Below are 21,683 nucleotides of genomic sequence, written 5' to 3' on the forward strand. Positions count from 1 at the left end.
CCGGGGCCCCGCCCGGCGCCGCGCCGACCCCGCCGTCCGACACGCGACAACCTGTCGCGTAAAGCCTCCGAGCGCAGACAGGACGCCCATACCTTTTCCGGATCGCGGACTTCTACGCTCGGCGCCATGACCCCTCAGCCAGACCCCGAGGCCGGCGCGGCAGTGAAGGCCGCGGACCGTGCGCATGTCTTCCACTCCTGGTCCGCCCAGGAGCTCATCGACCCGCTCGCCGTCGCCGGTGCGGAGGGGTCGTACTTCTGGGACTACGACGGCCGGCGCTATCTCGACTTCACCAGCGGCCTCGTCTACACGAACATCGGCTACCAGCACCCGAAGGTCGTCGCGGCGATCCAGGAGCAGGCGGCCCGGATGACGACGTTCGCGCCGGCCTTCGCCGTCGAGGCGCGCTCGGAGGCGGCCCGGCTGATCGCGGAGCGGACACCCGGCGACCTGGACAAGATCTTCTTCACCAACGGCGGCGCCGACGCCAACGAGCACGCGCTGCGCATGGCCCGGCTGCACACGGGCCGCCCGAAGGTCCTCTCGGCGTACCGCTCCTACCACGGCGGCACCCAGCAGGCGATCAACCTCACCGGCGACCCGCGCCGCTGGGCCTCCGACAGCGCCTCCGCCGGGGTCGTCCACTTCTGGGCGCCCTACCTGTACCGCTCGCGCTTCTACGCCGAGACGGAGGAGCAGGAGTGCGCGCGGGCGCTGGAGCACCTGGAGACGACGATCGTCTTCGAGGGTCCCGCCACCGTCGCCGCGATCGTCCTGGAGACGATCCCGGGCACCGCGGGGATCATGGTCCCGCCGCCCGGCTACCTCGCCGGCGTCCGCGAGCTGTGCGACCGGTACGGCATCGTCCTGATCCTGGACGAGGTCATGGCCGGCTTCGGCCGCACCGGCGAGTGGTTCGCGGCCGACCTGTACGACGTGACGCCCGACCTGATCACCTTCGCCAAGGGCGTGAACAGCGGATACGTGCCGCTCGGCGGCGTCGCGATCTCCGGCGCGATCGCCGAGACCTTCGCCCGGCGCCCCTACCCCGGCGGCCTCACCTACTCCGGGCACCCGCTGGCCTGCGCCGCCGCCGTCGCGACCATCAACGCCATGGCGGAGGAGGGCGTCGTCGAGAACGCCCGCACGCTCGGCGAGACGGTCGTCGGTCCCGCCCTGCGCGAGCTGGCGGAACGGCACCCCTCGGTCGGCGAGGTGCGCGGCGTCGGCATGTTCTGGGCGCTGGACCTCGTCAAGGACAAGGAGACCCGCGAGCCCCTCGTGCCGTACAACGCGGCCGGCGAGGCGAACGCGCCGATGGCGGCCTTCGGCGCCGCCGCGAAGCGGCACGGCCTGTGGCCGTTCATCAACATGAACCGCACCCATGTCGTGCCGCCCTGCAACGTCTCCGAGGCCGAGCTGAAGGAGGGCTTCGCGGCCCTGGACGCGGCGCTGACCGTGGCGGACGAACACACCGTGTGACCCCTGCTCCGGAAATGAGCGGCGAAATGCCGAACGCGTAAGGTGGCGTGCTCGTAGACATATACGTGCACGCCACCCCAACGCCTCGGAGGAGACAGCCGACCATGTCCGGCAGCAGCGGCAGCGGCGCCGTGACCCGCAGCACCCTGCGGCAGCAGATCGCCGACGCGCTTCGCGACGAGGTGCTGGCCGGACGGCTGCAACCCGGTCAGGAATTCACGGTCAAGGAGATCGCCGAGCAGTACGGGGTCTCCGCGACCCCGGTCCGCGAGGCGCTCGTCGACCTGTCCGCGCAGGGTCTGCTGGAGGCGGACCAGCACCGCGGCTTCCGGGTCCACGAGTACTCCATGGCCGACTACCGCGGCATAGTCGAGGCGCGCCGCCTCGTCACCGACGGCATGTTCCAGGCCCTGGACGACGGCCACCGGGGCCTGAAGGACAACCCCGACGACCCGCGGATCGCGGCGGCCCTCGCCGGGGTGCGGCGCCGCGCCGAGGAGGCCCAGCGGGCGGCCCTGGCCGGCGACCTGACCGTGCTGATCGGCTACGACCTGCGTTTCTGGCGGGAGTTGGGCGCCCTGTTCGGCAACACCTACCTCTCCGACTTCCTGCACCGGCTGCGCGTGCAGTCCTGGGTGTGCGCGGTGCAGCATCTGCGGATGCTGACCGACCTGCGGGGCGAGCTGTGGTCCGGGCACACCGACCTGGTCGACGCGCTGGTGCTGCGGGACACCGGTGAGGCGCGGGCGATCGTCGCGGCGTACAACACCCACTCCCTCTCGGTCATCGAGCGGCTGACAACGAGCTGACCCCGACCGGGGGGAGGCCTTGGGGCACGGCAGCGATTACGCTTCCCAGACCGCATGGCTACGCCCAGCGATGCGGCCGGACGTCCTGACCGACCCGAGGAGCCCTCTTTTGGCCTGTGACCTGTGGCTGGTACCGCTCGTCGACGTGTTGTGCCACACGCCGGACAATCCGTTCGCCGAGGAACTCGCCCAGTACAACAAGGTGCTCGCCGAGTCCGGGCTGCCGCCGGTGCCGGTGTACCAGTACATGCCGGGCCTGTCCGGCGAGGTCGCCCCGGTGGCGGGCTTCGACTACGACGCGCTGCACTTCCTGCGCCGCGCCTACCTGTTGCAGGTGTGCGGTCTGCCGGTGACCCCGGTCGACGAACTGGGCGGCGACTACGAGCAGTTGCTGGAGATGTTCGAGTCGACGGCCCAGCAGTCGCATCTGGTCTGGCACTACGACCACGCCGGGGCGTACGTCCCCGTCGACTTCCCGCACCCGCTGGCCAACGACGAACTCCTCGCGGGCGGCGGCCCCTTGGGCTCCTCGCAGACCCTGCTGCGCGAACTGGAGCTGGTGGCCGCGTCGATCGGCATCGACGCCGCCAACCCGCCCACCCCGCCGCAGGCCCCGCTCGCCCCGACCGAGCTGGAGGAACCGGCCGTCCCCGCCCCGTACGACCCGAGCCCCTTCGCCCGGGAACGGCACGTCTGGCTGGGTCTGCACGCGGCGGCGACCCGCAGCCTGGCCCAGGGCTCGATGATCATCTTCAGCTGACCGGGCCCGGCCGGGCTCAGTGGAGCCGGGACAGGCCCGTCCTCAGGTCCTCGGCGTTCATGACCGGGAAGATCTCGACCTCCGCGTCGAGCTGGGAGAAGAACGGTTCGCCGATCGGGGGAAGGTCCGCGCTCTCCTGCATGTCGAAGACGAGGAAGCAGGTCCGCCGCCCGCCCGCGGGGCCGAAGTACGCGGCCTCCGGCTTGATGTGCTCCATCATCTCGGCCATCAGGTCCTGCATCTTGCCGCTGCCCAGAACCTCGTTGGCCTTCGCCGTGTCCAGGGTCGCCCTCAGCATCACGCGCATCGCACTCACCTTCTTCTCCTCGGTGCATACGCGTACGCATACAGCGTAATCCCGTTCCCGCCCGGGTACCCGGGCGGGCGAAGCTGAGTACGGCTACTCAGGCGGACGACCGCGCCCGGACGCCATCGTGGAGGCCACGAAGAGCACCGACCCGGTCCCAGGAGGCACTCCCATGAGCGGCATACGTTCGTCCCTCGTCCCGGCCCTGCGCACCCCCGTCGCCCTCGGCTACCTCGGGATCGTGGCGGCCGTGTCGGTGTGGGCCGCGGTGGACGTGCTGTTCGTCGAGCACGCGGGGGTGAGCCTCGCCGGGGTGTGGGCCTTCCTGGTCACCGCGCCGACCTCGCTGCTCTTCGTGATGCTTCCGGCGCCGCTCGCGTGGACCGGGGTCGTGATCGGGGCGGTCGTCCAGGCGGCGGTGCTCGGACAGGGGTACCGGCAGCTCAACGGCTACCTCGCGCGCCGCACCGGACCGGGCACCGCCTGAACCCGCCTCCCCACGGCCTCACTTCACCCAGTACCGGGCGAGCGCTCCCTCCTTGTACGGGGCCGGGCTGACGTTCAGATCGCCGGCGAAGGGGCGGTCCAGGACGACGACCAGGAGCAGGCTGAACCCGACGAGCCCGGCGACCGAGGCGACGAACAGCAACTGCACCCGGAGCTTGCGCATGCCGTACAGGAACGTGAGCGGGACCAGGATCAGCGCGCCGCCGACGGCCAGCACCTGGAGCAGCGGCGGGAGTTCCTGCCGGGCCATGGTGAGCCGGGCGCGGCGCTGCGAGGCCACGTCGTCGAGATGTCCGACGGCCTGCTCGTAGAAGACCTGCTCCGTCCGGGTCCTCGGGTCGTACGCCTGGAGCACCTCGAACGCCGACCGGAGATGGGTCTCCGTCGCCCCGTAACCGGGCCGACCCTCGCGCATCCTGGGCCACTGGTCCTCGACGACCGCGTGCACGTACCCGCTCATCGCCTCGTCCAGTCGCGCCCGCACCGGCGCGGGGAAGGCCGCCGCGTCCCGGGCGATGAGCGCCGCGTCGGTGGCCTCCGTGGCGACGACGGTCTGGGTGTCGTCCAGCTGCGTCCACAGGGTGACGATCACGAACGCCAGGATGATCCCGTAGATCGCCCCGAACATCCCCAGCGTCACCCCGACCATCTCGTTGTGCTCGCCCGCCGCCAGCGACGGGTACCTGCGGCGCAGCAGCAGGCTCCCCGTGACGGCCAGGAGCGCGGTTCCGCCGACGATGACGACGGCCAGGGTGAACGAGCTGAAGTGGTTGAGCAGCCATAGGGACATGTGCGCGGAGTCTAGATCGGCCGCAACACCCCAAAAGCACGCGCAGGGTGACGATTGCCGCCATTACGGGGGAAGTTCACACCACCGAGTGGCCGCGCCCCGCCCGGCCCCGCCCCGCTCAGCCGCGCAGCAGCTCGTCCAGTTCCGCCTCGAACAGCAGGCCCGCGTCGAAGCCCATCCCCGTGAAGTGGCCCGCGAGTTCGAGGGAGAGCAGGCCGTGCAGGCGGGTCCAGAAGGTGAGCGCGCGGTGCAGGATCCGGGGCGGGGCGGGATGGTCGGCGGCCCACTGGCGGTGGGAGGCGAGGTGCTTGTCGAACGGGGTCGTGGGGGCGGGCGCCGACGTCACGCAGGCGTCGAGGAGGGTTTCCATGATCTCGCGGGCGATGCCGGTGATGTCGTCCGGCGCGTGATAGCCGGGCACGGGGGTGCCGTAGACGAGGAAGTACCGCTGCGGGTCGGCCAGGGCCCATTCGCGCAGGGCGTGGGCCAGGACGGCGGGGTCGGGGGCGGGGCCGGACGCCGCCGCCGCGCGGAGGGTGTCGGCGAGGCTGCGGTAGGCGTCCCGGACCAGTTCGGTGATCAGGTCGTCGCGGCTGGCGAAGTAGCGGTACAGCGCGGGACCGCTCATCCCCATCTTCTTGGCGATGGCGTTGAGGGAGAGCGCGGACGCCCCCGCCGTCGCGATCTGCTCCCACGCGTGCGCCTTGACCTCGGCGCGGACCTGGGCGCGGTAGCGCTCCCGCGGAGTCGCCTTCTCTTCGTTCACCATTGTTAGAGGTTATCACTGAAGCTATTGACAGTCACCGGACGAGACGGCTACAACTGAGCCCAGGAGTTAGAGCCTGTAACGAACACGAGCACCACTAATGAACGCGATCGCCACGGAGGCCGCCATGAACGCCGAGATCACTGAGCCCACCCCGTCCGCCGAAGAGCTCACCGAGATCGTCCTCCCGGGCAAGGTCGAGCCGGAGGGCCTCCGTATCCGCCGCGGCACCGTCCCCACCCCCGGCCCCGGACAGGTCCTGGTCCGGATGGAGGCCACCGGCGTCTCCTTCGCCGAGCAGCAGATGCGCCGCGGCAAGTACTACGACCAGCCGGCCTTCCCCTTCGTGCCGGGCTACGACCTGGTCGGCACCGTCCGCGCCACCGGCGCCGGGGTCGACCCGCAGCTGACCGGCGCCCGGGTGGCCGCGCTGGTCAAGACGGGCGGCTGGGCCAGCCATGTCCTCGTCGACGCGGCGGACGCCGTGCCGGTGCCCGCGGGCGTCGAGGCGGCGGCGGCCGAGACCCTCGTCCTCAACGGCCTCACCGCCTGGCAGATGCTGCACCGCAAGGCCCGGGTCCGCGCGGGCGGCACCGTCCTGGTGCACGGCGCGAACGGCGGCGTCGGCACGGTCCTCGTCCAGCTCGCCCGCGCGGCCGGCATACGGGTCATCGGCACCGCGTCCGCCCGCCACCACGACGCGCTGCGCGCCCAGGGCGTCGAGCCCGTCGACTACCGCACCGAGGACGTCCCCGCGCGCGTCCGCGCACTGGCCCCCGGCGGCGTGGACGCCGTGTTCGACCACGTCGGCGGCCCGGGTGTCGTCGACTCCTGGCGGCTGCTCGCGCCCGGCGGCACGCTCGTGTCGTACGGCAGCGCCTCCACCCGGGACGACGAGGGCTCCAAGCAGCTGCCCGTGCTGAAGCTGCTCGGCCGGGTGTGGCTGTGGAACGCGCTGCCCAACCGCCGCCGCGCCTACTTCTACAACGTGTGGGCCGGGCGCGCCCTGGCGAAGAACCGGTTCCGGTCCCTGTTGCGCGCCGACCTCGCCCAGGTCTTCGACGCCCTGCGGCGCGGCGACCTCACCCCGGGCATCGCGGCCCGGCTCCCGCTCACCGAGGCCGCCCGGGCGATGCGGCTGGCCGAGTCCGGCACGGTGGCGGGGAAGGTCGTCCTCGACGGCGCCGTCGGGTGAACCGCCCCGCCGGACGCACACCCCGGCCCACGCGAACCCCCGCGGACACACCCGTGCCCCCGGCCACGATCGGCGGCCGGGGGCACGGGCACGTACAGGGAGGGGTGTCCTGCGGTCCTGCGGTCCTGCGGGGTCCTACAGGAACGAGTTGATCTCGATCGTCTCGTCCCGGCCCGGGCCCACGCCGATCGCGGAGATCGGGGCGCCGGACATCTCCTCCAGCGCCTTGACGTACGCCTGGGCGTTCTTGGGCAGGTCGGAGAAGGACTTCGCCTGGGTGATGTCCTCGGACCAGCCCGGCAGGGTCTCGTAGATCGGCTTCGCGTGGTGGAAGTCGGTCTGCGAGTACGGGAGTTCCTCGACGCGCTTGCCGTCGATCTCGTAGGCGACGCAGACGGGGATCTGCTCCCAGCCGGTCAGGACGTCCAGCTTGGTGAGGAAGAAGTCCGTCAGGCCGTTGACGCGGGTCGCGTAGCGGGCGATCACCGCGTCGAACCAGCCGCAGCGCCGGTCACGGCCGGTGGTCACGCCCCGCTCGCCGCCGATGCGGCGCAGCGCCTCGCCGTCCTCGTCGAGCAGCTCGGTCGGGAACGGGCCCGAGCCGACGCGGGTCGTGTAGGCCTTGAGGATGCCGATGACCCGGCTGATCTTCGTGGGGCCGACGCCGGAGCCGGTGCAGGCACCGCCCGCGGTCGGGTTCGACGACGTCACGAAGGGGTACGTGCCGTGGTCGATGTCGAGCAGGGTGCCCTGACCGCCCTCGAAGAGGACGACCTTGTCGGCCTCGAGGGCCTGGTTGAGGACGAGGACCGTGTCGGCGACGTACGGCTTGAGCCGGTCCGCGTAGGACAGCAGTTCCTCGACGACCTGGCCGACCTCGATGGCACGGCGGTTGAAGACCTTGGTCAGGAGCTGGTTCTTGCCGTCGAGAGCCGCCTCGACCTTCTGGGTCAGGATCGACTCGTCGTACAGGTCCTGGATGCGGATGCCCACGCGGTTGATCTTGTCCGCGTAGGTCGGACCGATGCCGCGTCCGGTGGTGCCGATCTTGCGCTTTCCGAGGAAGCGTTCCGTCACCTTGTCCACGGTGACGTTGTACGGCGTGATGATGTGTGCGTTACCGCTGATCAGGAGCTTGGACGTGTCTACGCCTCGCTCGTTCAGCCCGTTCAGCTCGGAGAACAGGACCGACGGGTCGACGACGACGCCGTTGCCGATGACCGGGGTGCACTCCGGGGAGAGAATGCCGGAGGGCAGAAGGTGGAGGGCGTACTTCTGGTCGCCGACGACCACGGTGTGGCCGGCGTTGTTGCCTCCCTGGTAACGGACCACGTAGTCGACGGATCCGCCGAGCAGGTCAGTGGCCTTACCTTTACCCTCGTCACCCCACTGAGCACCGAGCAGCACAAGTGCGGGCACGCGCGTACACCCCTTCCGGGCGGGGCATGTCCAAGGTCAGGGGCGTACGTCACACCTGTGTGAGTGCGCACACCGGCGGCCTGCGTCGGCCGCCGACGGCCGTCTTCGGCCGCGAACCCGTCGGACCCGGATGCCCCGGAATAGACGAAGCCCCTGGCGCAATAGCGCAAGGGGCTCTTGCACAAAGATGCTACCCGAGGAAGCGAGGCAGGACCGAGGTGGCGACTTCAGCGACTTCCGATCGACTGCTGGTGGTCATCGATCCGGTCGCCCGGCGGACGGACGGCGAGTCCGTCCGGATCGCGAAAGACGTGCTCAGCGCGGGTGCGGCGGGGACGAAGGTGTGCCTGCCGGAGGACCCGGAGGACTTCGCCCGGATGCTGGCCCGGCGGGGCGCGCGGCGCCCCGTGGTCGTCGGTGACGACCAGGCGCTGGTGCGCACGGTGTCCCTGCTGCACCGGCGCCGGGAACTGGCCGGATGCGTGCTCTCGTACGTCCCCGTCGGCGCGGCCCTGTCGGCCGCGCGCTCGCTCGGCGTGCCCACGGGCGCGGTGGCCGCCGCGCGGGCCGTGCTGGACGGCGCGGAGCGGCGGCTGGACCTGCTCGTCGACGACAGCGACGGGGTGGTGCTCGGCGCGCTGCGCATCCCGGCGGTGGCCGGGCCGCAGGCGACGGCGTCCGACGCCCGGCGGCCCTGGCTCTCCCGGGTCCGCACCCTGGTGCCGACCCGGGAGGCCCCGGGGCCCGCGCCGCGGCCCGCCCTGCTGCGGGTGGAGGTCGACGGGACGACGGTGGTCGACCTGGACCAGCCGGTCGAGACGGTGTCCGTCACGCCCGGCCGGGGCGGGTTCGCCGAGGTGGAGGTGCGACCGCTGACCGCGGGCGCCCAGGCGTGCCCGCTGCTGGCGCGGGGCCGCACGGTGACCGTGTCCGGCGCGGACTTCCGCTACCGCGCGGACGCCGCCGAGGCCGGCCCGGTCCGGCGGCGCACCTGGACGGTGTGGGAGGGCGCGCTGGGGCTCACGCTGCCGCGGGCCTGACCGACGCGCCGGTGCGCCGGGCCGCGGACGGTGCGCTCAGTCGCCGAACGTCTCCGCCCGGTGGACCCGCCAGCGTTCCATCAGGACCGTCAGCTCGCCCTCCAGGTACTCGAAGAAGGCGAGGGTCTCGACCAGACGCCGGCCGCCGGGGGACTCGGAGCCGAGGCTGCTGACGCCGTCGCGCAGGGTGTGCTCCCAGCGCTTGAGGACGGCGTCCCGGTTGGTGAGGGCCTCGTACCACTGGTCGGAGTGGACGCGGTAGCGCTCGCGCCGGGAGCCGGGCTCGCGCTCCCGGGAGACCATGTGGACCTGGGAGAGGTAGCGGACGGCGCCGGAGACGGCGGCGGGGCTGACCCGGAGCTGCTCGCCGAGCTCCGCGGAGGTCATCGCCCCGGTGTCGGAGGCGAGCAGCGCGGCGAAGACCCGGGCGGCCATGCGCTGCATCCCGGCGTCGACGAGCTGGGCCGCGAAGGCCTCCACGAACCTCGACACGGCCTCGGCGTCCCGCGCCCCGCCCGTCGCCGCCCCGCCCGTCGCCGCGCCGCCCGTCGTCCCGTCGGGCGTCTTCCCGTCGGCCGTACCACCCGTCGCGCTCATGCCTCCACCCTACCCACCGTTTTCACTCTTCCTTAACTTCACAAATTTCTGAAAGAAGCGTACGTTCGTGAGCCATGACGACGGCGATCAGCGTCTCGGGGCTCCACAAGTCGTTCGGTACGACGCACGCGCTCGACGGGCTGGACCTGGAGGTCGGGACCGGCGAGGTGCACGGCTTCCTCGGACCCAACGGCTCCGGCAAGTCCACCACGATCCGCGTCCTGCTCGGCCTGCTGCGCGCCGGCTCCGGCACGGCCCGGGTGCTGGGCCGGGACCCGTGGCGGGACGCGGTCGAGATCCACCGGCGGATCGCCTACGTCCCCGGTGACGTCACCCTGTGGCGCAACCTCACCGGCGGCGAGGCCATCGACCTGCTCGGCCGGCTGCGCGGCGGCCTCGACCCGAAGCGGCGCGCCGACCTCATCGGGCGCTTCGAGCTCGACCCCGCCAAGAAGGGCCGCACCTACTCCAAGGGCAACCGGCAGAAGGTCGCCCTGGTGGCCGCGTTCGCCGCCGACGCGGACCTGCTGATCCTGGACGAGCCGACGTCGGGCCTGGACCCGCTGATGGAGGAGGTCTTCCAGGCCTGCGTGGAGGAGGAACGGGACCGGGGCCGCACGATCCTGCTCTCCTCCCACATCCTCAGCGAGGTCGAGGAGCTGTGCGACCGCGTCAGCATCATCCGGCGGGGCCGCACCGTGGAGACCGGCTCCCTCGCCGACCTGCGCCACCTCACCCGTACCTCCGTCTCCGCCGAACTCGCGGGCCCGCCGCACGGGTTGGACGGACTGCCGGGCGTGCACGATCTCGACGTCCGGGGCAACCGGGTCCGCCTCCAGGTCGACACCGACCACCTCGACGCGGTGCTGCGGCAGTTGAGCGAGGCGGGCGTGCGCTCGCTGACGTCGACGCCGCCGACCCTGGAGGAGCTCTTCCTGCGCCACTACCAGCCGGAGGCGACCGCCCGGTGAACACCCTCGCGGGCACCCCCGTCCTGCTGCGCTTCGCCCTGCGCCGCGACCGCCTGACCATCAGCCTGTGGGTCGCCGTGGACGCGCTGATGGTGCTGTCGATGCCGAACACCCTCGAGAGCCTGTACGGCACCGCCGCCGAACGCGCCTCCCTGGTCCACCAGGTCGGCACCAACGCCTCCTTCCGCGCCCTGATCGGCCCCGTCTTCGACACCTCGCTCGGCGCGCTGACCGCCTGGCGGGTCGGGGTGTACGCGGCGCTGGTCGCGGCGGCCATGAGCCTGCTGATCGTCGTCCGGCACACCCGCGACGAGGAGGAGAGCGGACGTCAGGAACTCGTCGCGTCGGGGGCGGTGGGCCGCCGGGCCTCCCTCACGGCGGCCCTGCTGACCGCGGCGGTCGCGAACACCGCGCTGGCGCTGCTGGTGACCGCGGGCCTCGCCGCCCAGGGCACGGCGGGCGCGCTGGCGCTGGGGCTGGGCCTCGCGGCCGTGGGCATGGTCTTCGCGACCATGGCGGCGGTCGCCGCCCAGCTCACCGAGAGCGCTCGGCCGGCCCGGGGCCTGACCGCCGGGGCGCTGGGCGCGGCCTTCGTCCTGCGCGCGGCGGGCGACTCGGCGTCGGCGGACGGGAGTTCGGCCCTGACCTGGCTGTCCCCGCTGGGCTGGCTGGAGAACCTGCGCCCCTACGCGGACGAACGCTGGTGGGTGCTCGGCCTGTTCGCGGCGGCGATCGCCCTCCAGGCCTGGGCCGCCTACGCGTTGGCGGGCCGCCGGGACGTCGGCATGAGCTTCTTCCCCACCCGCCCGGGACGCCCGGTGGGCCGCATGGGCACGGCCGGCGCCCTGGCCTGGCGGCTGCAACGCGGCTCCGTGTACGGCTGGGGGCTCGCCTTCTTCGTCGTCGGCGTCGTCTACGGCGGGCTCACGGACGGCGTCGCCGACCTGGTCGGCGACAACGACGGCGCCCGGGAGATCTTCGAGCGGATGGGCGGCCACGGCGGCCTCACGGACGCGTTCCTCGCGTCGATGGTCGGCATGATGGGCCTGGTCGCGGGTCTGTACATCACCGGCTCCGTCCTGCGGCTGCACGGCGAGGAGACCTCCGGGCGCGCGGAACCGGTCCTCGCCACCGCGGTCGGCCGGCTGCGCTGGGCCGCCGGCCATCTCACGGTCGCCTTCGGCGGGTCCGTGCTGCTCATGCTGGCCACCGGCCTCGGCTTCACGGTCGGCTACGGCCGGCGGGGCGGCGCGATCCTGGCCGCCTGCCTGGTGCAGGTCGTCGCGGTGTGGGTGATCGGCGGCCTGGCGCTCGCCCTGTACGGCCTGTTCCCGCGGGCGGCCCCCGCAGCGTGGGGCGTGGCCGGGGCGGTCCTGCTGATCGGCTGGGTGGGCCCGGCCCTGGACGCCCCCCAGCCCGTCCTGGACCTCTCCCCCTTCACCCACCTGCCCAAGCTCCCCGGCCACACCATGACCTGGCCCCCGGTCCTCACCCTGACCGCCCTGACGATCGCGCTGGTCGCCGCAGGCCTGACAGGCCTCCGCCACCGCGACCTCACCACCTGACCACACTGCCCGCCACAGGCCCGACGCGGCTACGCCACCGCGACCTCACCACCTGACCACACTGGCCGCACGCCCGACGCGGCCGCGCCACCCCGACCTCACCGCCTGGCTCCCGCCGGGAACCCCGCGACCGTCCGCGCGCGTCCATGCCGGGCATGGGGCAACGAAGGGAGGCCGCCGCGGGGTGTCTGACGGCGGTGGTCGGGGCGGGTGCGGGGCTCGCGGTGTGGTGTGTCGGGTTCAAGGGGCGATTCTGGCGGTTCGAGGCCGCTCCCGACTGGAGCGTCCTCTACGCCGAGCTGCCGCTCGCGGTGCTCGGCGGGACCATGGCCGCCCTCGGGCTGTGGGCCCTCGCACGGCGCCTCAGACGGTGACGGCGAGCCCCTCCAGCCCACGGATCACGAAGTTCGGCTTGCGCACGGGCTCCTCGGCGAGGGCCAGAGCGGGCGCCTTCTCCAGGAGCGCGGTCATCGACGCGGCCAGCTCGATCCGGGCCAGGGGCGCGCCGATGCAGTAGTGGATGCCCGCCGAGAACGAGATGTGCGGGTTCTCCGCGCGGCCCAGGTCCAGCCGCTCCGGCTCCCGGAAGACGGCCGGGTCGTGGTTGGCGGAACCGAACAGCATCGCGATCTCGGCGCCGCGCGGGACCGTCGTCCCGTCGATCTCGACGTCGTCGAGGACCCAGCGCTCGAAGAGCTGGAGCGGGGTGTCGTAGCGCATCAGCTCCTCGATCGCGGACGGGATCAGGGAGTGGTCGGCGCGGAGCCGTGCGAGCTCGCCGGGGTTGCGGAACAGCGCGTACCAGCCGTTGACCGTGGCGTTGACGGTCGCCTCGTGGCCGGCGTTGAGGAGCAGCACGGCCGTCGAGATCATCTCCTGCTCGGTGAGCCGGTCGCCCTCGTCGTGCGCGGCGATCAGCCCGGAGATCAGGTCGTCCCCCGGACGCTCACGCCGTACGGCGATGAGGTCCCGCAGATACTCCGAGAACTCGACGGAGGCCCGGACGGCCCGGTCGGCGACGTCCTGCGGCGGGTTCAGCTCGTACATCCCGCAGATGTCCGCCGACCAGGGGCGCAGCGGGCCGCGGTCGGCCTCCGGGATGCCGAGCATCTCCGCGATGACGGCGACGGGCAGCGGTTCGGCGACATCGCCCAGCAGATCGCCGGAGCCCTTCTCCACGAGCTGCTCCACCAGCTCCCCGGCGAGCCGGGTGACGTACGGCTTGAGCCGCTCGACCGTGCGCGGGGTGAACGCCTTGGAGACCAGGCGGCGGATCCGGGTGTGGTCCGGGGGCTCCAGGTCGAGCATGCCGTGGTCGTTGAGCGTGTGGAACGGCTCGTGCTCGGCGGGCGGGGCGGTCCGCCCGAACTCCTCGTGCGCGAAGCGGTGCTGGTACGTCCGGCCCAGGCGCCGGTCGCGCAGCAGGGCCGAGACGTCGGCGTGGTGCGGGACCAGCCACTGGTCGGTGGGCTCGAAGTACTGGACGCGGCCCCGGCCCCGCAGCTCGGCGTAGGCGGGGCTGGGGTCGGCGAGGAAGTCCGGGTCCCACGGATCGAAGGCTGCCATGGACGGACGGTATGCCGCCGCTCCCCCATCTGACCAGGGCCGTCTCATGGCTAGCCCGGCGTGACCAGCCGGGCCTCGTACGCGAACACCGCCGCCTGGGTGCGGTCCCTCAGGCCCAGTTTCACCAGGACGCGGCTGACATGGGTCTTGATGGTCGACTCGGCGACCACGAGACGCTCGGCCATCTCGGCGTTGGACAGGCCGCGGGCGATGAGGACGAGGACCTCCGTCTCGCGCTCGGTCAGCTCGCCGTAGGCCGCGTGGGCGGAGGGCATCAGCCGGGCCGTCTCGGAGAGCCTGGAGAACTCCGTGATCAGGCGCCGGGTCACCGACGGGGCCAGCAGCGCCTCACCGGAGGCCACCACCCGCACCCCTTCGGCGAGCCGGCGGGCCGAGGCGTCCTTGAGGAGGAAGCCCGACGCCCCCGCGCGCAGCGCCTGGTAGACGTACTCGTCGAGGTCGAACGTCGTCAGGACCAGGACCTTCGCCGTGCCGTCGGCCGCGACGATCTCCCGGGTCGCCTCGATGCCGTTCAGCTCCGGCATCCGGATGTCCATCAGGACGACGTCCGGGGCCAGTTCACGGACCTTGGCCACCGCCTCCCGGCCGTTGACGGCCTCGCCGACCACCTCGATGTCCGGCATCGCGTTCAGCAGCACCGAGAACCCCTCGCGGACCATCATCTGGTCGTCGGCGATCAGCACCCGGATGGCGGGCGCGCTCACGCGTCGGCCTCGCTCGCCGACGGCACCGGCAGGAACACCGTCACCTCGTAGCCCCCGTCGTCCGTCGGACCCGCCGTCATCTCGCCGTTCAGCATCGACACGCGCTCCCGCATGCCCGTGACACCGTGCCCGGCCCCGGGGGACGGCTTGACCAGCGACCCCCTGGGCATCGGCGTGTTGACCACCCGCAGGCCCAGACCGCCCAGGACATAGCCGATCTCCACCCGGGCGCTCGCCCCCGGCGCGTGCCGCAGCGTGTTGCTCAGCGCCTCCTGCACGATCCGGTACGCCGACAGCTCCACGCCCTGCGGCAGCTCACGGACCGCGCCCGTCACCGTCCTGTCCACCTCAAGGCCCGTGTCCCGGACGTTGGCCAGGAGCGCGTCCAGGTCGGCGAGGGTGGGCTGCGGGGCGTCGGGGGCCTCGTAGTCCTCGGCGCGCACCACGCCCAGGACCCGGCGCAGTTCGGTGAGCGCCGCCACCGCGTTCTCCCGGATCGTCACGAAGGCGCGCTCCAGCTCGGGCGGCGGGTTCTCCACCCGGTAGGGCGCCGCCTCCGCCTGGATGGCCACGACGGACATGTGGTGGGCGACCACGTCGTGCAGCTCACGGGCGATCGTGGAGCGCTCCTCCAGCAGGGTCCGCCGGGACCGCTCGTGCGCGGTCACCGTCCGCTGCGCGGTCACCTCCTGGCGGGCCTGGCTGCGGATGTGCCGGACCGAGACGAGCAGCAGGGACATCGCGGAGACGACCAGCATGGGGCCGGTGTTGGTGACGTAGTGGCCGCCGCCGAAGACGGTCTCGACGAGCAGGCCGTACACGCCCGTGACCACCCACATCCAGGCGGCCGTCCGGGGCCGGGTGCGTATCGCCACCACCGTGAGGACGGTGAGGTGGGTGAGGAAACTGCCCGGCAGCCAGGGCCAGTTGGACCAGGTCATGCTCAGCACGGCGACCGCGGACGTCGAGCCGAGGGACAGCCAGAACGCGGCGACCGGCCTGACCAGCGTGAGCAGGACGGGGCCCAGGGTGAAGAGGCCGCAGAGCAGCGCCTGCACCTGGCCCGTCGCGCTGCCCCAGGCGGCGAGCATCGCGATCAGCCCGGCCGCCGCCACCAGCGCGTGCGGCGTCCAGGCCGCGCACTCCCGCAGCCGGCCGCCCAGCCGGCGGGTGACCGGTCCGTCGACCGCCATGGGCGGCAGCGGGCGGTAGGCGAGGACGTCCTGGAGCAGGTCCTGGCGCATCCCGCGCAGGGCGTCCAGGGCGGCCCGCACCTCGGGGCTGCGCGGCTCGTACGGGTCGGACCCGGACCCGGACCCGGGTCGCGAGGGTGTGGCGTGGGTGTCGGTCGTCGTGTCGGTCACGGTGAAACCGTAGGCCGGACCCCCCGATCCCGTCGTCACCTGTGAGAAGGGTCCTTCCCCCTCCCTCTCAAGTACTACGGGTCCCGTGAGGGCCGGACGGGCCGGGAGGACGGGAAGGGACGCCGGGCGCGGCTCCGGGGTCGCGGTGCCCGCCGGTCCCTCTCACCCCGTGCCTCGGCACCCATGCCCCGCTCCTCCCCGGCCGTCCGCCCGGCCATCGGGCCTCACCGACGGGGAAGTCACGGAGACGCACAGGCAGTCCGCGTCACGCTGCGGAGCTCACCTCGGCCGTAGCTCTCAGGCGTGACGGGTACGACGGGGGCGGGGCGAATCCGCGGGGAGGGGGCGTCACCACCCGGGCTCACCAGGCCAGTTGGGCGATCTCCTCCACGACGACCGCGCACGCGTCCGCCACCGGGTCGATCAGCGGGAAGTGCCCCACGTCCTCCAGCAGCGTCAGCCCGACGACCTCGCCCGCCTTCGCCGCCGCGTCCGCGTAGGCCTCGGCGACGGCCTGCGGGACGACGTCGTCCGTGCGGCCCTGGACCAGGGTCGTCGCGATGCCCGTCGGCAGCAGCAGCGCGGGGTCCGCGTGCGGCTGACGTTCGGCGAAGTGCTCCTCGCCGCCGAGGAGTTGGAGGGCGGCGCCGCCGCACACCTCCAGCTTCCCGGCGACCGCGAAGTCCGCGATCGGCGCCAGCGCGACCACCCCGCGCAGCGGCGCGGGGCCCGCCGTGCGCCATGGCGAGCCGGCCGGCAGGACGTGCCGTGCCGCCGCCCAGAGCGCCAGGTGGCCGCCCGCCGAGTGCCCCGTCAGGACGGTCCGGCGGGGATCGGCGCGCGGGAGGGACCGCCGGGCCAGCTCCGGCAGCGCGTCCAGCGCCGCCGCCACGTCGTCGAAGGTGTCGGGCCAGCGGCCCGCGACCGGACCGTCACCGCCCTGCGCGGGCAGCATCGCGCCCCGCCGGTACTCGACGTTGGCCACGGCGAACCCGCGCCGGGCCAGCGCGTCCGCGAACGGGGTGATGTGCGCGCGGTCGTAGGGGGCCCGCCACGCGCCCCCGTGCAGGACCACGACCAGCGGCGCCGGGCCGTCGGAGCCGTCGCCCCTGGGCGCGTAGAAGTCGATCACCTGGTCGGGGTGATCCCCGTACGCGGCGCTGACGTCCGCGTCGACGGGCGGGTGGGAGAAGGCCGACTCCTCCTCGGCGGCGGACCGGGCTGCTGCGGAGTCGTCCGGCATGCTCCAACCTCTCAGCGACGAAACAGGTGTGGCGAAACAGGTTTGAACGAGACACGTGCGAGGGACCAGGAGGAATCCAGCCGTGTGTGCGGGACGGTATCAGGCCGATGACGTGCGCCGACACCGGGATGTCACGCTCGGTGAGGCTTAAACGGTTCGCCACCCGGCGGAGGATCTCGCGTGCGCGCACCGCGAGTTGGTCCCGGGACCGGCCGCGGGCCGGCCCCGGGAACCGGTCACCGCGCCAGCACCTCGCCCAGCACCCGCGCCGCCCGCTCCACGTCCCCGAACCCGACGTAGAGCGGCGTGAACCCGAAGCGCAGCACGTCCGGGTGGCGGAAGTCGCCGACCACGCCCCGCTCGACGAGCCGTTCCATCACGTCCCCGGCGTCCGCGCAGCGCAGCGCGACCTGGCTGCCGCGCTCCGCGTGGGCGAGCGGGGTCAGCGACTCCACCCGCTCCTCGGGCACCTGGGCGGCCACGCACTGGAGGAAGAAGTCGGTCAGGGCGAGCGACTTGGCGCGCACCGCCTCGATCGTCACCCCGTCCCACACGTCGAGCGCCGCCTCCAGGGCGAGCATCGACAGGATGTCCGGCGTCCCGACCCGCCCGCGCACCGCGCCCGGCGCCGCTTCGTACGACGGCCGCATCCCGAAGGGCTCCGCGTGCGAGTTCCAGCCCGGCAGCGGCGAGTCGAACCGCTCCTGGAGACCGTGCCGCACATACAGGTAGGCCGGTGAACCCGGGCCGCCGTTCAGGTACTTGTAGGTGCAGCCCACCGCCAGGTCGACGCCGTGCGCGTCGAGCCCGACGGGCAGCGCGCCCGCGCTGTGGCACAGGTCCCAGACGGCGTAGGCGCCCGCCTCGCGGACCGCCGCGGTGAGCGAGGGCAGGTCGTGCAGCCGTCCGGTGCGGTAGTCGACGTGGTTGAGCAGCACGGCCGCGGTCCGCGACGACAGCGCGCCGGGCACCTCCCGCGGGGTCACCGGCCGCAGGGTGCGGCCGGTGAGCCGGGCGGCGGAGGCGGCGATGTACCCGTCCGTGGGGAAGGTGGTGGCGTCGACGAGGATCTCGTCCCGCGCGTCGCCGGAGTCCTCCTGCGCCATCCGGACGGCGGCCACGAGGGCCTTGAAGACGTTGACGCTCGTCGAGTCGCCGACGACGATCTGCCCGGCCGCCGCGCCGAGAAGCGGGGCGATCCGGTCGCCGATCCGCTCGGGCGCGGTCCACCAGCCGCTCTCGTCCCAGGACCGGATGCGCAGCTCGCCCCACTGCCGCCGCACGACGTCCTCGACGCGTCCGGGGACCGCGGCGGGCAGGGCGCCCAGCGAGTTGCCGTCGAGGTAGACGGCGTCGTCGAGGACGAACCGGCCCCGGACCGGGGCGAGTTGGTCACCGGCATCCAACTCTGCCGCCTTGAAGGCGAGTTCGGGGGCGCGCTCAGACATAGGACCTGGCCGTCCACAGCTCGGGGAACACGTTCTTGCGGGCACGCTTCTCCAGCCAGGCCACCCCGGCCGAGCCGCCGGTGCCCGCCTTGGCGCCCATCGCGCGGCGGGTGGCGACCAGGTGGTCGTTGCGCCAGCGCCAGACCAGTTCGGCGACGTCCGTCAGCGCCTCGCCCAGGCGGGCGACCTCGGTGCCCGCGTCGCCCGCGTAGACCGCCGTCCAGGCGGCCTCGACCTGCGCCGACGGCTCGTACCGCAGGGCCACGTCCCGCTCCAGGACGGCCGCCGGGATCGGGTGCCCGCGCCGCGCGAGCAGCCGCAGGACCTCGTCGTACAGGCTGGGCTCGTGCAGGGCCTTCTCCAGCTCGGCGTGGACCCGGGGGGCACCGCGGTGGGGCACCAGCATGGAGGCGGACTTGTCGCCGAGCAGGAACTCCATGCGCCGGTACATCGCCGACTGGAAGCCGGAGCCCTCGCCGAGGGCGGCCCGGTAGGAGTTGAACTGGGCCGGGGTGAGCTGGCCGAGCGGCCTCCAGGAGGCGTTCAGCGCCTCCAGCTCCCGTACGGAACGCTTCAGGGCGTCGATCGCGACGGGCACGTCGTCGGAGCGCAGCGCGCGGGCCGCGGTCTCCCACTCATGGACGATGACGGTGAACCACAGCTCCATGACCTGGGTCGTGACCAGGAAGACCATCTCTCCGGGGTCCTCGGAGAGGGTGTGCTGGAGGTGGGTGAGCACATCCGCCTTGACGTAGTCCTCGTAGGGCGTCGTACCGGCGAAGTCGAGATGCGGGGTCTCGGGCTCCTGTATCTCATGAGCCGACTGGGACATCGCTGTCTCCTGTTGTGTATCCGGGTAGCGGTCCGCCCCTGCCGTTACCGACACGGGGGCCCCGGTCCCCACCGGCATCCTCGGCCGAGACCCCGAAGCGGCGCAAGCCCGGCCGGATCACACCGATCACGGCCGGGCCCGCACACGGAGCGTGCGCCCTAGCCCAGGGTCTGGGCCGCCACCGGCGAGGAGTCCTTCAGGAACTGCGAGCAGCGCTCGTACTCCGCCTGCTCGCCGATCGCGCCGGCGGCCCGGGCGAGGGCGTGCAGCGCGCGCAGGAAGCCGCGGTTCGGCTCGTGCTCCCACGGCACCGGCCCGTGGCCCTTCCAGCCGCTGCGGCGCAGCGCGTCCAGACCCCGGTGGTAGCCGGTGCGGGCGTAGGCGTACGACTCGACGACGCTGCCCCGCTCGAAGGCCTCGTCGGCGAGCTGGGCCCAGGCCAGCGAGGAGGTCGGGTACTTCGCGGCGACGTCGGCGGGCGCGGTGCCGCCGGCCAGCAGTTCGCGGGGCTCGGGGTCGTCGGGCAGGTGGGTCGGGGGCGGTCCCCCGAGGAGGTTCTCGTGAATCGACATGCCCCAAGTCTCCTCCATGCGCGGACGCCGTCCGGCGGATCGGGCCGCAGGGGGTGCGTGGGGACGCGGGTGAACCGGGGTCCGGTGCGTGCGGCAGCACTGCCGCAGGGGGCGGGGCCGATCAGTTGCTGTCGCGCCCGCGCGACGCGGTGGGGCGCCTCCCGGCCGAAGGCGCGGGAACGTCGGCGACCGACGGCAACGCCGCAGACGCACGCACCGGCGCCCGCCGCGCTGTCCGCCGGGCCGGGCCTACGCCAGTTTCCCCCGGGTCGGGCGGCCCTCCAGCGGCGGTGCCGTGACCGAGCCGTGGTGCAGGCACTCGGGGCGGGCGCAGTCCGGTGGGAGGGAGCGGACGGTCGCGAAGGCAAGGACTCCGCCCACCGTCAGCAGGCCGGCGCAGACGAGCATGGCCCGCCCGAAGGCGTCGTCGAAGGCGCCCGGGGTGCGGTACGCCTCCTCGCCCATCCCGACGACCAGGGGCAGCGCGGCCACCGCGATCAGTCCCGCCGCGCGGGCCGCCGCGTTGTTGATGCCGCTGGCCAGGCCCGCCCGCGCCACGTCCACCGAGGCCAGGACCGTCGAGGTGAGCGGGGCCACCAGGGTGACCATGCCGAGGCCGAGGACCAGCAGGGCGGGCAGGACGTCGGTGAGGTAGTCCGCGTCCGGGCCCACCCGCAGCATCAGCAGCATCCCGCCCGCGCACAGCAGCGGACCGGCGGTGAGCGGGACGCGCGGCCCGATCCGGTCGGCGAGCTCGCCGGAGCGGGCGGAGAACAGCAGCATCATGACGGTGGTGGGCAGCAGGGCCGTGCCCGCGCCGAGCGCGGAGTAGCCGGCCACCACCTGGAGCTGGAGCGCGGCCAGGAAGAAGAACCCGCTGAACGCCGCGTACACGCACAGGGTGACCAGGTTGACGGCCGTGAACTGGCGGGACGCGAAGATCCCGAGCGGCATCATCGGGTCGGGCCGCCGCTTCTCGACGTACACGAAGGCGACGCCGGCGGCCACGCCGGCGACGGCCGCGACCCACTCCGCCTCGATCAGCGCGTACGTCACGAGCGCGAGCGCCGCGGCCCCCAGGAAGGCCCCGAGGACGTCGAACCCGGCGTGCGCGCGCCCGTCGCCGGACTCCGGGACGTGCCGTACGGCGATGGGGGCGCAGAGCAGGGCGAGGGGGACGTTCAGCAGGAACACCCAGCGCCAGCCGGGCCCGTCCACGAGCCAGCCGCCCAGGAAGGGCCCCACGGCGGCCCCGATCCCGCCGAAGCCGGACCACAGGCCGACGGCCCTGCCCCGGTCGTCGGGGTGGAAGGAGGCCTGGATGAGGGCGAGGGAGCCGGGCGTCAGGAGCGCGCCGCCCACGCCCTGCAACGCGCGCGCGGCGATCAGCACCCCGGAGTTCGGGGCGAGCCCGCACAGCAGGGAGGCCGCGGCGAACCAGACGACCCCGACGACGAAGACCTTCCGCCGCCCGTACCGGTCCCCCAGCGATCCGCCGAGCAGGATCAGACCGGCGAGGGTCAGCATGTACGCGTTGACGGTCCACTGGAGCGCGCCGAGGTCGGCGTCGAGGTCACGGCCGATGCGCGGGAGCGCCACATTGACGACGGTCGAGTCCAGCATCGCCATGCTGGAGCCGAGGACGGTGGTGAGCAGGATCCACTTGCCCTGCGGTGAGGCCAGCCGGACGTCGGGCATGACCCCAGTAAACAGCGCCCCGGCGCA

The 21,683-nt window shown here is 73.1% G+C and carries 22 protein-coding genes; 9 read left to right on the top strand and 13 right to left on the bottom strand.

Features of this window, described 5'->3' with window-relative positions; translation table 11 throughout:
• Positions 1-126: 126 nt before the first annotated feature.
• The 3 genes from ACIPSE_RS14610 (at position 127) to ACIPSE_RS14620 (ending at position 3,051) form a co-directional block, all read left to right on the top strand.
• A complete protein-coding gene (locus ACIPSE_RS14610; protein WP_401662203.1) occupies positions 127-1,482 on the top strand; it encodes an aspartate aminotransferase family protein in 1,356 nt (451 codons plus the stop codon).
• Between the two features lie 104 nt (positions 1,483-1,586).
• Entirely contained in the window at positions 1,587-2,291 is a 705-nt protein-coding gene (locus tag ACIPSE_RS14615; RefSeq protein WP_401662206.1) for a GntR family transcriptional regulator, read from the top strand.
• 109 nt (positions 2,292-2,400) lie between these two features.
• Positions 2,401-3,051, top strand: coding sequence for a hypothetical protein (locus tag ACIPSE_RS14620; protein WP_401662209.1), 651 nt, complete (start codon positions 2,401-2,403; stop codon positions 3,049-3,051).
• A 16-nt stretch (positions 3,052-3,067) separates the two neighbouring features.
• Here ACIPSE_RS14620 and ACIPSE_RS14625 read toward each other — a convergent pair whose 3' ends face one another.
• Positions 3,068-3,358, bottom strand: a complete 291-nt coding sequence (locus ACIPSE_RS14625; protein ID WP_401663095.1) for a DUF3303 family protein — start codon at positions 3,356-3,358, stop codon at positions 3,068-3,070.
• Between the two features lie 172 nt (positions 3,359-3,530).
• On the opposite strand from ACIPSE_RS14625, the gene ACIPSE_RS14630 reads away from it, so the two are divergent.
• Complete coding sequence (locus ACIPSE_RS14630) at positions 3,531-3,845, top strand: SCO4225 family membrane protein (RefSeq protein ID WP_401662211.1); 315 nt, start codon at positions 3,531-3,533, stop codon at positions 3,843-3,845.
• An 18-nt stretch (positions 3,846-3,863) separates the two neighbouring features.
• On the opposite strand, the gene ACIPSE_RS14635 is transcribed toward ACIPSE_RS14630, so the two are convergent.
• Both ACIPSE_RS14635 and ACIPSE_RS14640 read right to left on the bottom strand, forming a co-directional pair.
• Entirely contained in the window at positions 3,864-4,655 is a 792-nt protein-coding gene (locus ACIPSE_RS14635) for a DUF4239 domain-containing protein (protein WP_401662213.1), read from the bottom strand.
• Between the two features lie 118 nt (positions 4,656-4,773).
• Positions 4,774-5,424, bottom strand: a complete 651-nt coding sequence (locus tag ACIPSE_RS14640; RefSeq protein ID WP_401662216.1) for a TetR/AcrR family transcriptional regulator — start codon at positions 5,422-5,424, stop codon at positions 4,774-4,776.
• A 124-nt stretch (positions 5,425-5,548) separates the two neighbouring features.
• On the opposite strand from ACIPSE_RS14640, the gene ACIPSE_RS14645 reads away from it, so the two are divergent.
• Positions 5,549-6,616 (top strand): medium chain dehydrogenase/reductase family protein, encoded by a 1,068-nt coding sequence (locus tag ACIPSE_RS14645; protein ID WP_401662218.1) that lies wholly within the window; start codon positions 5,549-5,551, stop codon positions 6,614-6,616.
• A gap of 135 nt (positions 6,617-6,751) precedes the next feature.
• Here the strand turns inward: ACIPSE_RS14645 and ACIPSE_RS14650 are convergent, their stop codons facing one another.
• Positions 6,752-8,035: an adenylosuccinate synthase gene (locus ACIPSE_RS14650; RefSeq protein WP_401662221.1), complete on the bottom strand. Its 1,284-nt coding sequence runs from the start codon at positions 8,033-8,035 to the stop codon at positions 6,752-6,754.
• A gap of 218 nt (positions 8,036-8,253) precedes the next feature.
• Here ACIPSE_RS14650 and ACIPSE_RS14655 point away from each other — a divergent pair, with 218 nt between their 5' ends.
• Positions 8,254-9,075: a diacylglycerol kinase gene (locus tag ACIPSE_RS14655; RefSeq protein WP_401662223.1), complete on the top strand. Its 822-nt coding sequence runs from the start codon at positions 8,254-8,256 to the stop codon at positions 9,073-9,075.
• Between the two features lie 36 nt (positions 9,076-9,111).
• On the opposite strand, the gene ACIPSE_RS14660 is transcribed toward ACIPSE_RS14655, so the two are convergent.
• Positions 9,112-9,672 (bottom strand): GbsR/MarR family transcriptional regulator, encoded by a 561-nt coding sequence (locus ACIPSE_RS14660; RefSeq protein WP_401662226.1) that lies wholly within the window; start codon positions 9,670-9,672, stop codon positions 9,112-9,114.
• A 74-nt stretch (positions 9,673-9,746) separates the two neighbouring features.
• Here ACIPSE_RS14660 and ACIPSE_RS14665 point away from each other — a divergent pair, with 74 nt between their 5' ends.
• The 3 genes from ACIPSE_RS14665 (at position 9,747) to ACIPSE_RS14675 (ending at position 12,582) form a co-directional block, all read left to right on the top strand.
• Complete coding sequence (locus ACIPSE_RS14665; protein ID WP_401662228.1) at positions 9,747-10,643, top strand: ATP-binding cassette domain-containing protein; 897 nt, start codon at positions 9,747-9,749, stop codon at positions 10,641-10,643.
• Positions 10,640-12,208 carry an ABC transporter permease gene (locus ACIPSE_RS14670; RefSeq protein WP_401662230.1) on the top strand — a complete coding sequence of 523 codons (1,569 nt, stop codon included), beginning with the start codon at positions 10,640-10,642 and terminating at the stop codon, positions 12,206-12,208. The genes ACIPSE_RS14665 and ACIPSE_RS14670 overlap by 4 nt, the downstream gene beginning before the upstream one ends.
• 155 nt (positions 12,209-12,363) lie before the next feature.
• Positions 12,364-12,582, top strand: coding sequence for a hypothetical protein (locus tag ACIPSE_RS14675; RefSeq protein ID WP_401662233.1), 219 nt, complete (start codon positions 12,364-12,366; stop codon positions 12,580-12,582).
• Here ACIPSE_RS14675 and ACIPSE_RS14680 read toward each other — a convergent pair.
• The 8 genes from ACIPSE_RS14680 to ACIPSE_RS14715 all read right to left on the bottom strand — a co-directional run bounded on the left by ACIPSE_RS14680 (position 12,572) and on the right by ACIPSE_RS14715 (position 21,656).
• A complete protein-coding gene (locus ACIPSE_RS14680; protein WP_401662236.1) occupies positions 12,572-13,774 on the bottom strand; it encodes a cytochrome P450 in 1,203 nt (400 codons plus the stop codon). The genes ACIPSE_RS14675 and ACIPSE_RS14680 overlap by 11 nt on opposite strands.
• A gap of 50 nt (positions 13,775-13,824) precedes the next feature.
• A complete protein-coding gene (locus ACIPSE_RS14685) occupies positions 13,825-14,499 on the bottom strand; it encodes a response regulator (RefSeq protein WP_401662239.1) in 675 nt (224 codons plus the stop codon).
• Positions 14,496-15,902: a sensor histidine kinase gene (locus ACIPSE_RS14690; protein WP_401662241.1), complete on the bottom strand. Its 1,407-nt coding sequence runs from the start codon at positions 15,900-15,902 to the stop codon at positions 14,496-14,498. Before ACIPSE_RS14690 ends, ACIPSE_RS14685 begins: the two co-directional genes overlap by 4 nt.
• A 322-nt stretch (positions 15,903-16,224) precedes the next feature.
• Positions 16,225-17,106, bottom strand: coding sequence for an alpha/beta hydrolase (locus tag ACIPSE_RS14695; protein WP_401662243.1), 882 nt, complete (start codon positions 17,104-17,106; stop codon positions 16,225-16,227).
• Positions 17,107-17,342: 236 nt separating this feature from the next.
• Positions 17,343-18,554, bottom strand: coding sequence for a kynureninase (gene kynU, locus ACIPSE_RS14700; protein WP_401662246.1), 1,212 nt, complete (start codon positions 18,552-18,554; stop codon positions 17,343-17,345).
• On the bottom strand, positions 18,547-19,386 hold the full coding sequence (locus ACIPSE_RS14705; protein ID WP_401662249.1) for a tryptophan 2,3-dioxygenase family protein: 840 nt from the start codon (positions 19,384-19,386) through the stop codon (positions 18,547-18,549). The genes kynU and ACIPSE_RS14705 overlap by 8 nt, the downstream gene beginning before the upstream one ends.
• 158 nt (positions 19,387-19,544) lie before the next feature.
• Positions 19,545-19,958, bottom strand: coding sequence for a DUF3151 domain-containing protein (locus ACIPSE_RS14710; protein ID WP_401662252.1), 414 nt, complete (start codon positions 19,956-19,958; stop codon positions 19,545-19,547).
• 249 nt (positions 19,959-20,207) lie between these two features.
• A complete protein-coding gene (locus ACIPSE_RS14715; protein WP_401662254.1) occupies positions 20,208-21,656 on the bottom strand; it encodes an MFS transporter in 1,449 nt (482 codons plus the stop codon).
• Positions 21,657-21,683: the final 27 nt, after the last annotated feature.

The sequence above is a fragment of the Streptomyces sp. NPDC090106 genome (assembly GCF_044747265.1).
Classification (GTDB): domain Bacteria; phylum Actinomycetota; class Actinomycetes; order Streptomycetales; family Streptomycetaceae; genus Streptomyces.

What these genes read in the sequence shown, in the direction of transcription:
- ACIPSE_RS14710 (WP_401662252.1), bottom strand. Translation starts at nt 19,958, where the DNA reads ATGTCGATTCACGAGAACCTCCTCGGGGGACCGCCCCCGACCCACCTG.
- ACIPSE_RS14630 (WP_401662211.1), top strand. Translation starts at nt 3,531, where the DNA reads ATGAGCGGCATACGTTCGTCCCTCGTCCCGGCCCTGCGCACCCCCGTC.
- ACIPSE_RS14645 (WP_401662218.1), top strand. Translation starts at nt 5,549, where the DNA reads ATGAACGCCGAGATCACTGAGCCCACCCCGTCCGCCGAAGAGCTCACC.
- ACIPSE_RS14640 (WP_401662216.1), bottom strand. Translation starts at nt 5,424, where the DNA reads ATGGTGAACGAAGAGAAGGCGACTCCGCGGGAGCGCTACCGCGCCCAG.
- ACIPSE_RS14705 (WP_401662249.1), bottom strand. Translation starts at nt 19,386, where the DNA reads ATGTCCCAGTCGGCTCATGAGATACAGGAGCCCGAGACCCCGCATCTC.
- ACIPSE_RS14660 (WP_401662226.1), bottom strand. Translation starts at nt 9,672, where the DNA reads ATGAGCGCGACGGGTGGTACGGCCGACGGGAAGACGCCCGACGGGACG.
- kynU (WP_401662246.1), bottom strand. Translation starts at nt 18,554, where the DNA reads ATGTCTGAGCGCGCCCCCGAACTCGCCTTCAAGGCGGCAGAGTTGGAT.
- ACIPSE_RS14625 (WP_401663095.1), bottom strand. Translation starts at nt 3,358, where the DNA reads ATGCGCGTGATGCTGAGGGCGACCCTGGACACGGCGAAGGCCAACGAG.
- ACIPSE_RS14635 (WP_401662213.1), bottom strand. Translation starts at nt 4,655, where the DNA reads ATGTCCCTATGGCTGCTCAACCACTTCAGCTCGTTCACCCTGGCCGTC.
- ACIPSE_RS14675 (WP_401662233.1), top strand. Translation starts at nt 12,364, where the DNA reads ATGGGGCAACGAAGGGAGGCCGCCGCGGGGTGTCTGACGGCGGTGGTC.
- ACIPSE_RS14715 (WP_401662254.1), bottom strand. Translation starts at nt 21,656, where the DNA reads ATGCCCGACGTCCGGCTGGCCTCACCGCAGGGCAAGTGGATCCTGCTC.
- ACIPSE_RS14615 (WP_401662206.1), top strand. Translation starts at nt 1,587, where the DNA reads ATGTCCGGCAGCAGCGGCAGCGGCGCCGTGACCCGCAGCACCCTGCGG.
- ACIPSE_RS14665 (WP_401662228.1), top strand. Translation starts at nt 9,747, where the DNA reads ATGACGACGGCGATCAGCGTCTCGGGGCTCCACAAGTCGTTCGGTACG.
- ACIPSE_RS14695 (WP_401662243.1), bottom strand. Translation starts at nt 17,106, where the DNA reads ATGCCGGACGACTCCGCAGCAGCCCGGTCCGCCGCCGAGGAGGAGTCG.
- ACIPSE_RS14610 (WP_401662203.1), top strand. Translation starts at nt 127, where the DNA reads ATGACCCCTCAGCCAGACCCCGAGGCCGGCGCGGCAGTGAAGGCCGCG.
- ACIPSE_RS14680 (WP_401662236.1), bottom strand. Translation starts at nt 13,774, where the DNA reads ATGGCAGCCTTCGATCCGTGGGACCCGGACTTCCTCGCCGACCCCAGC.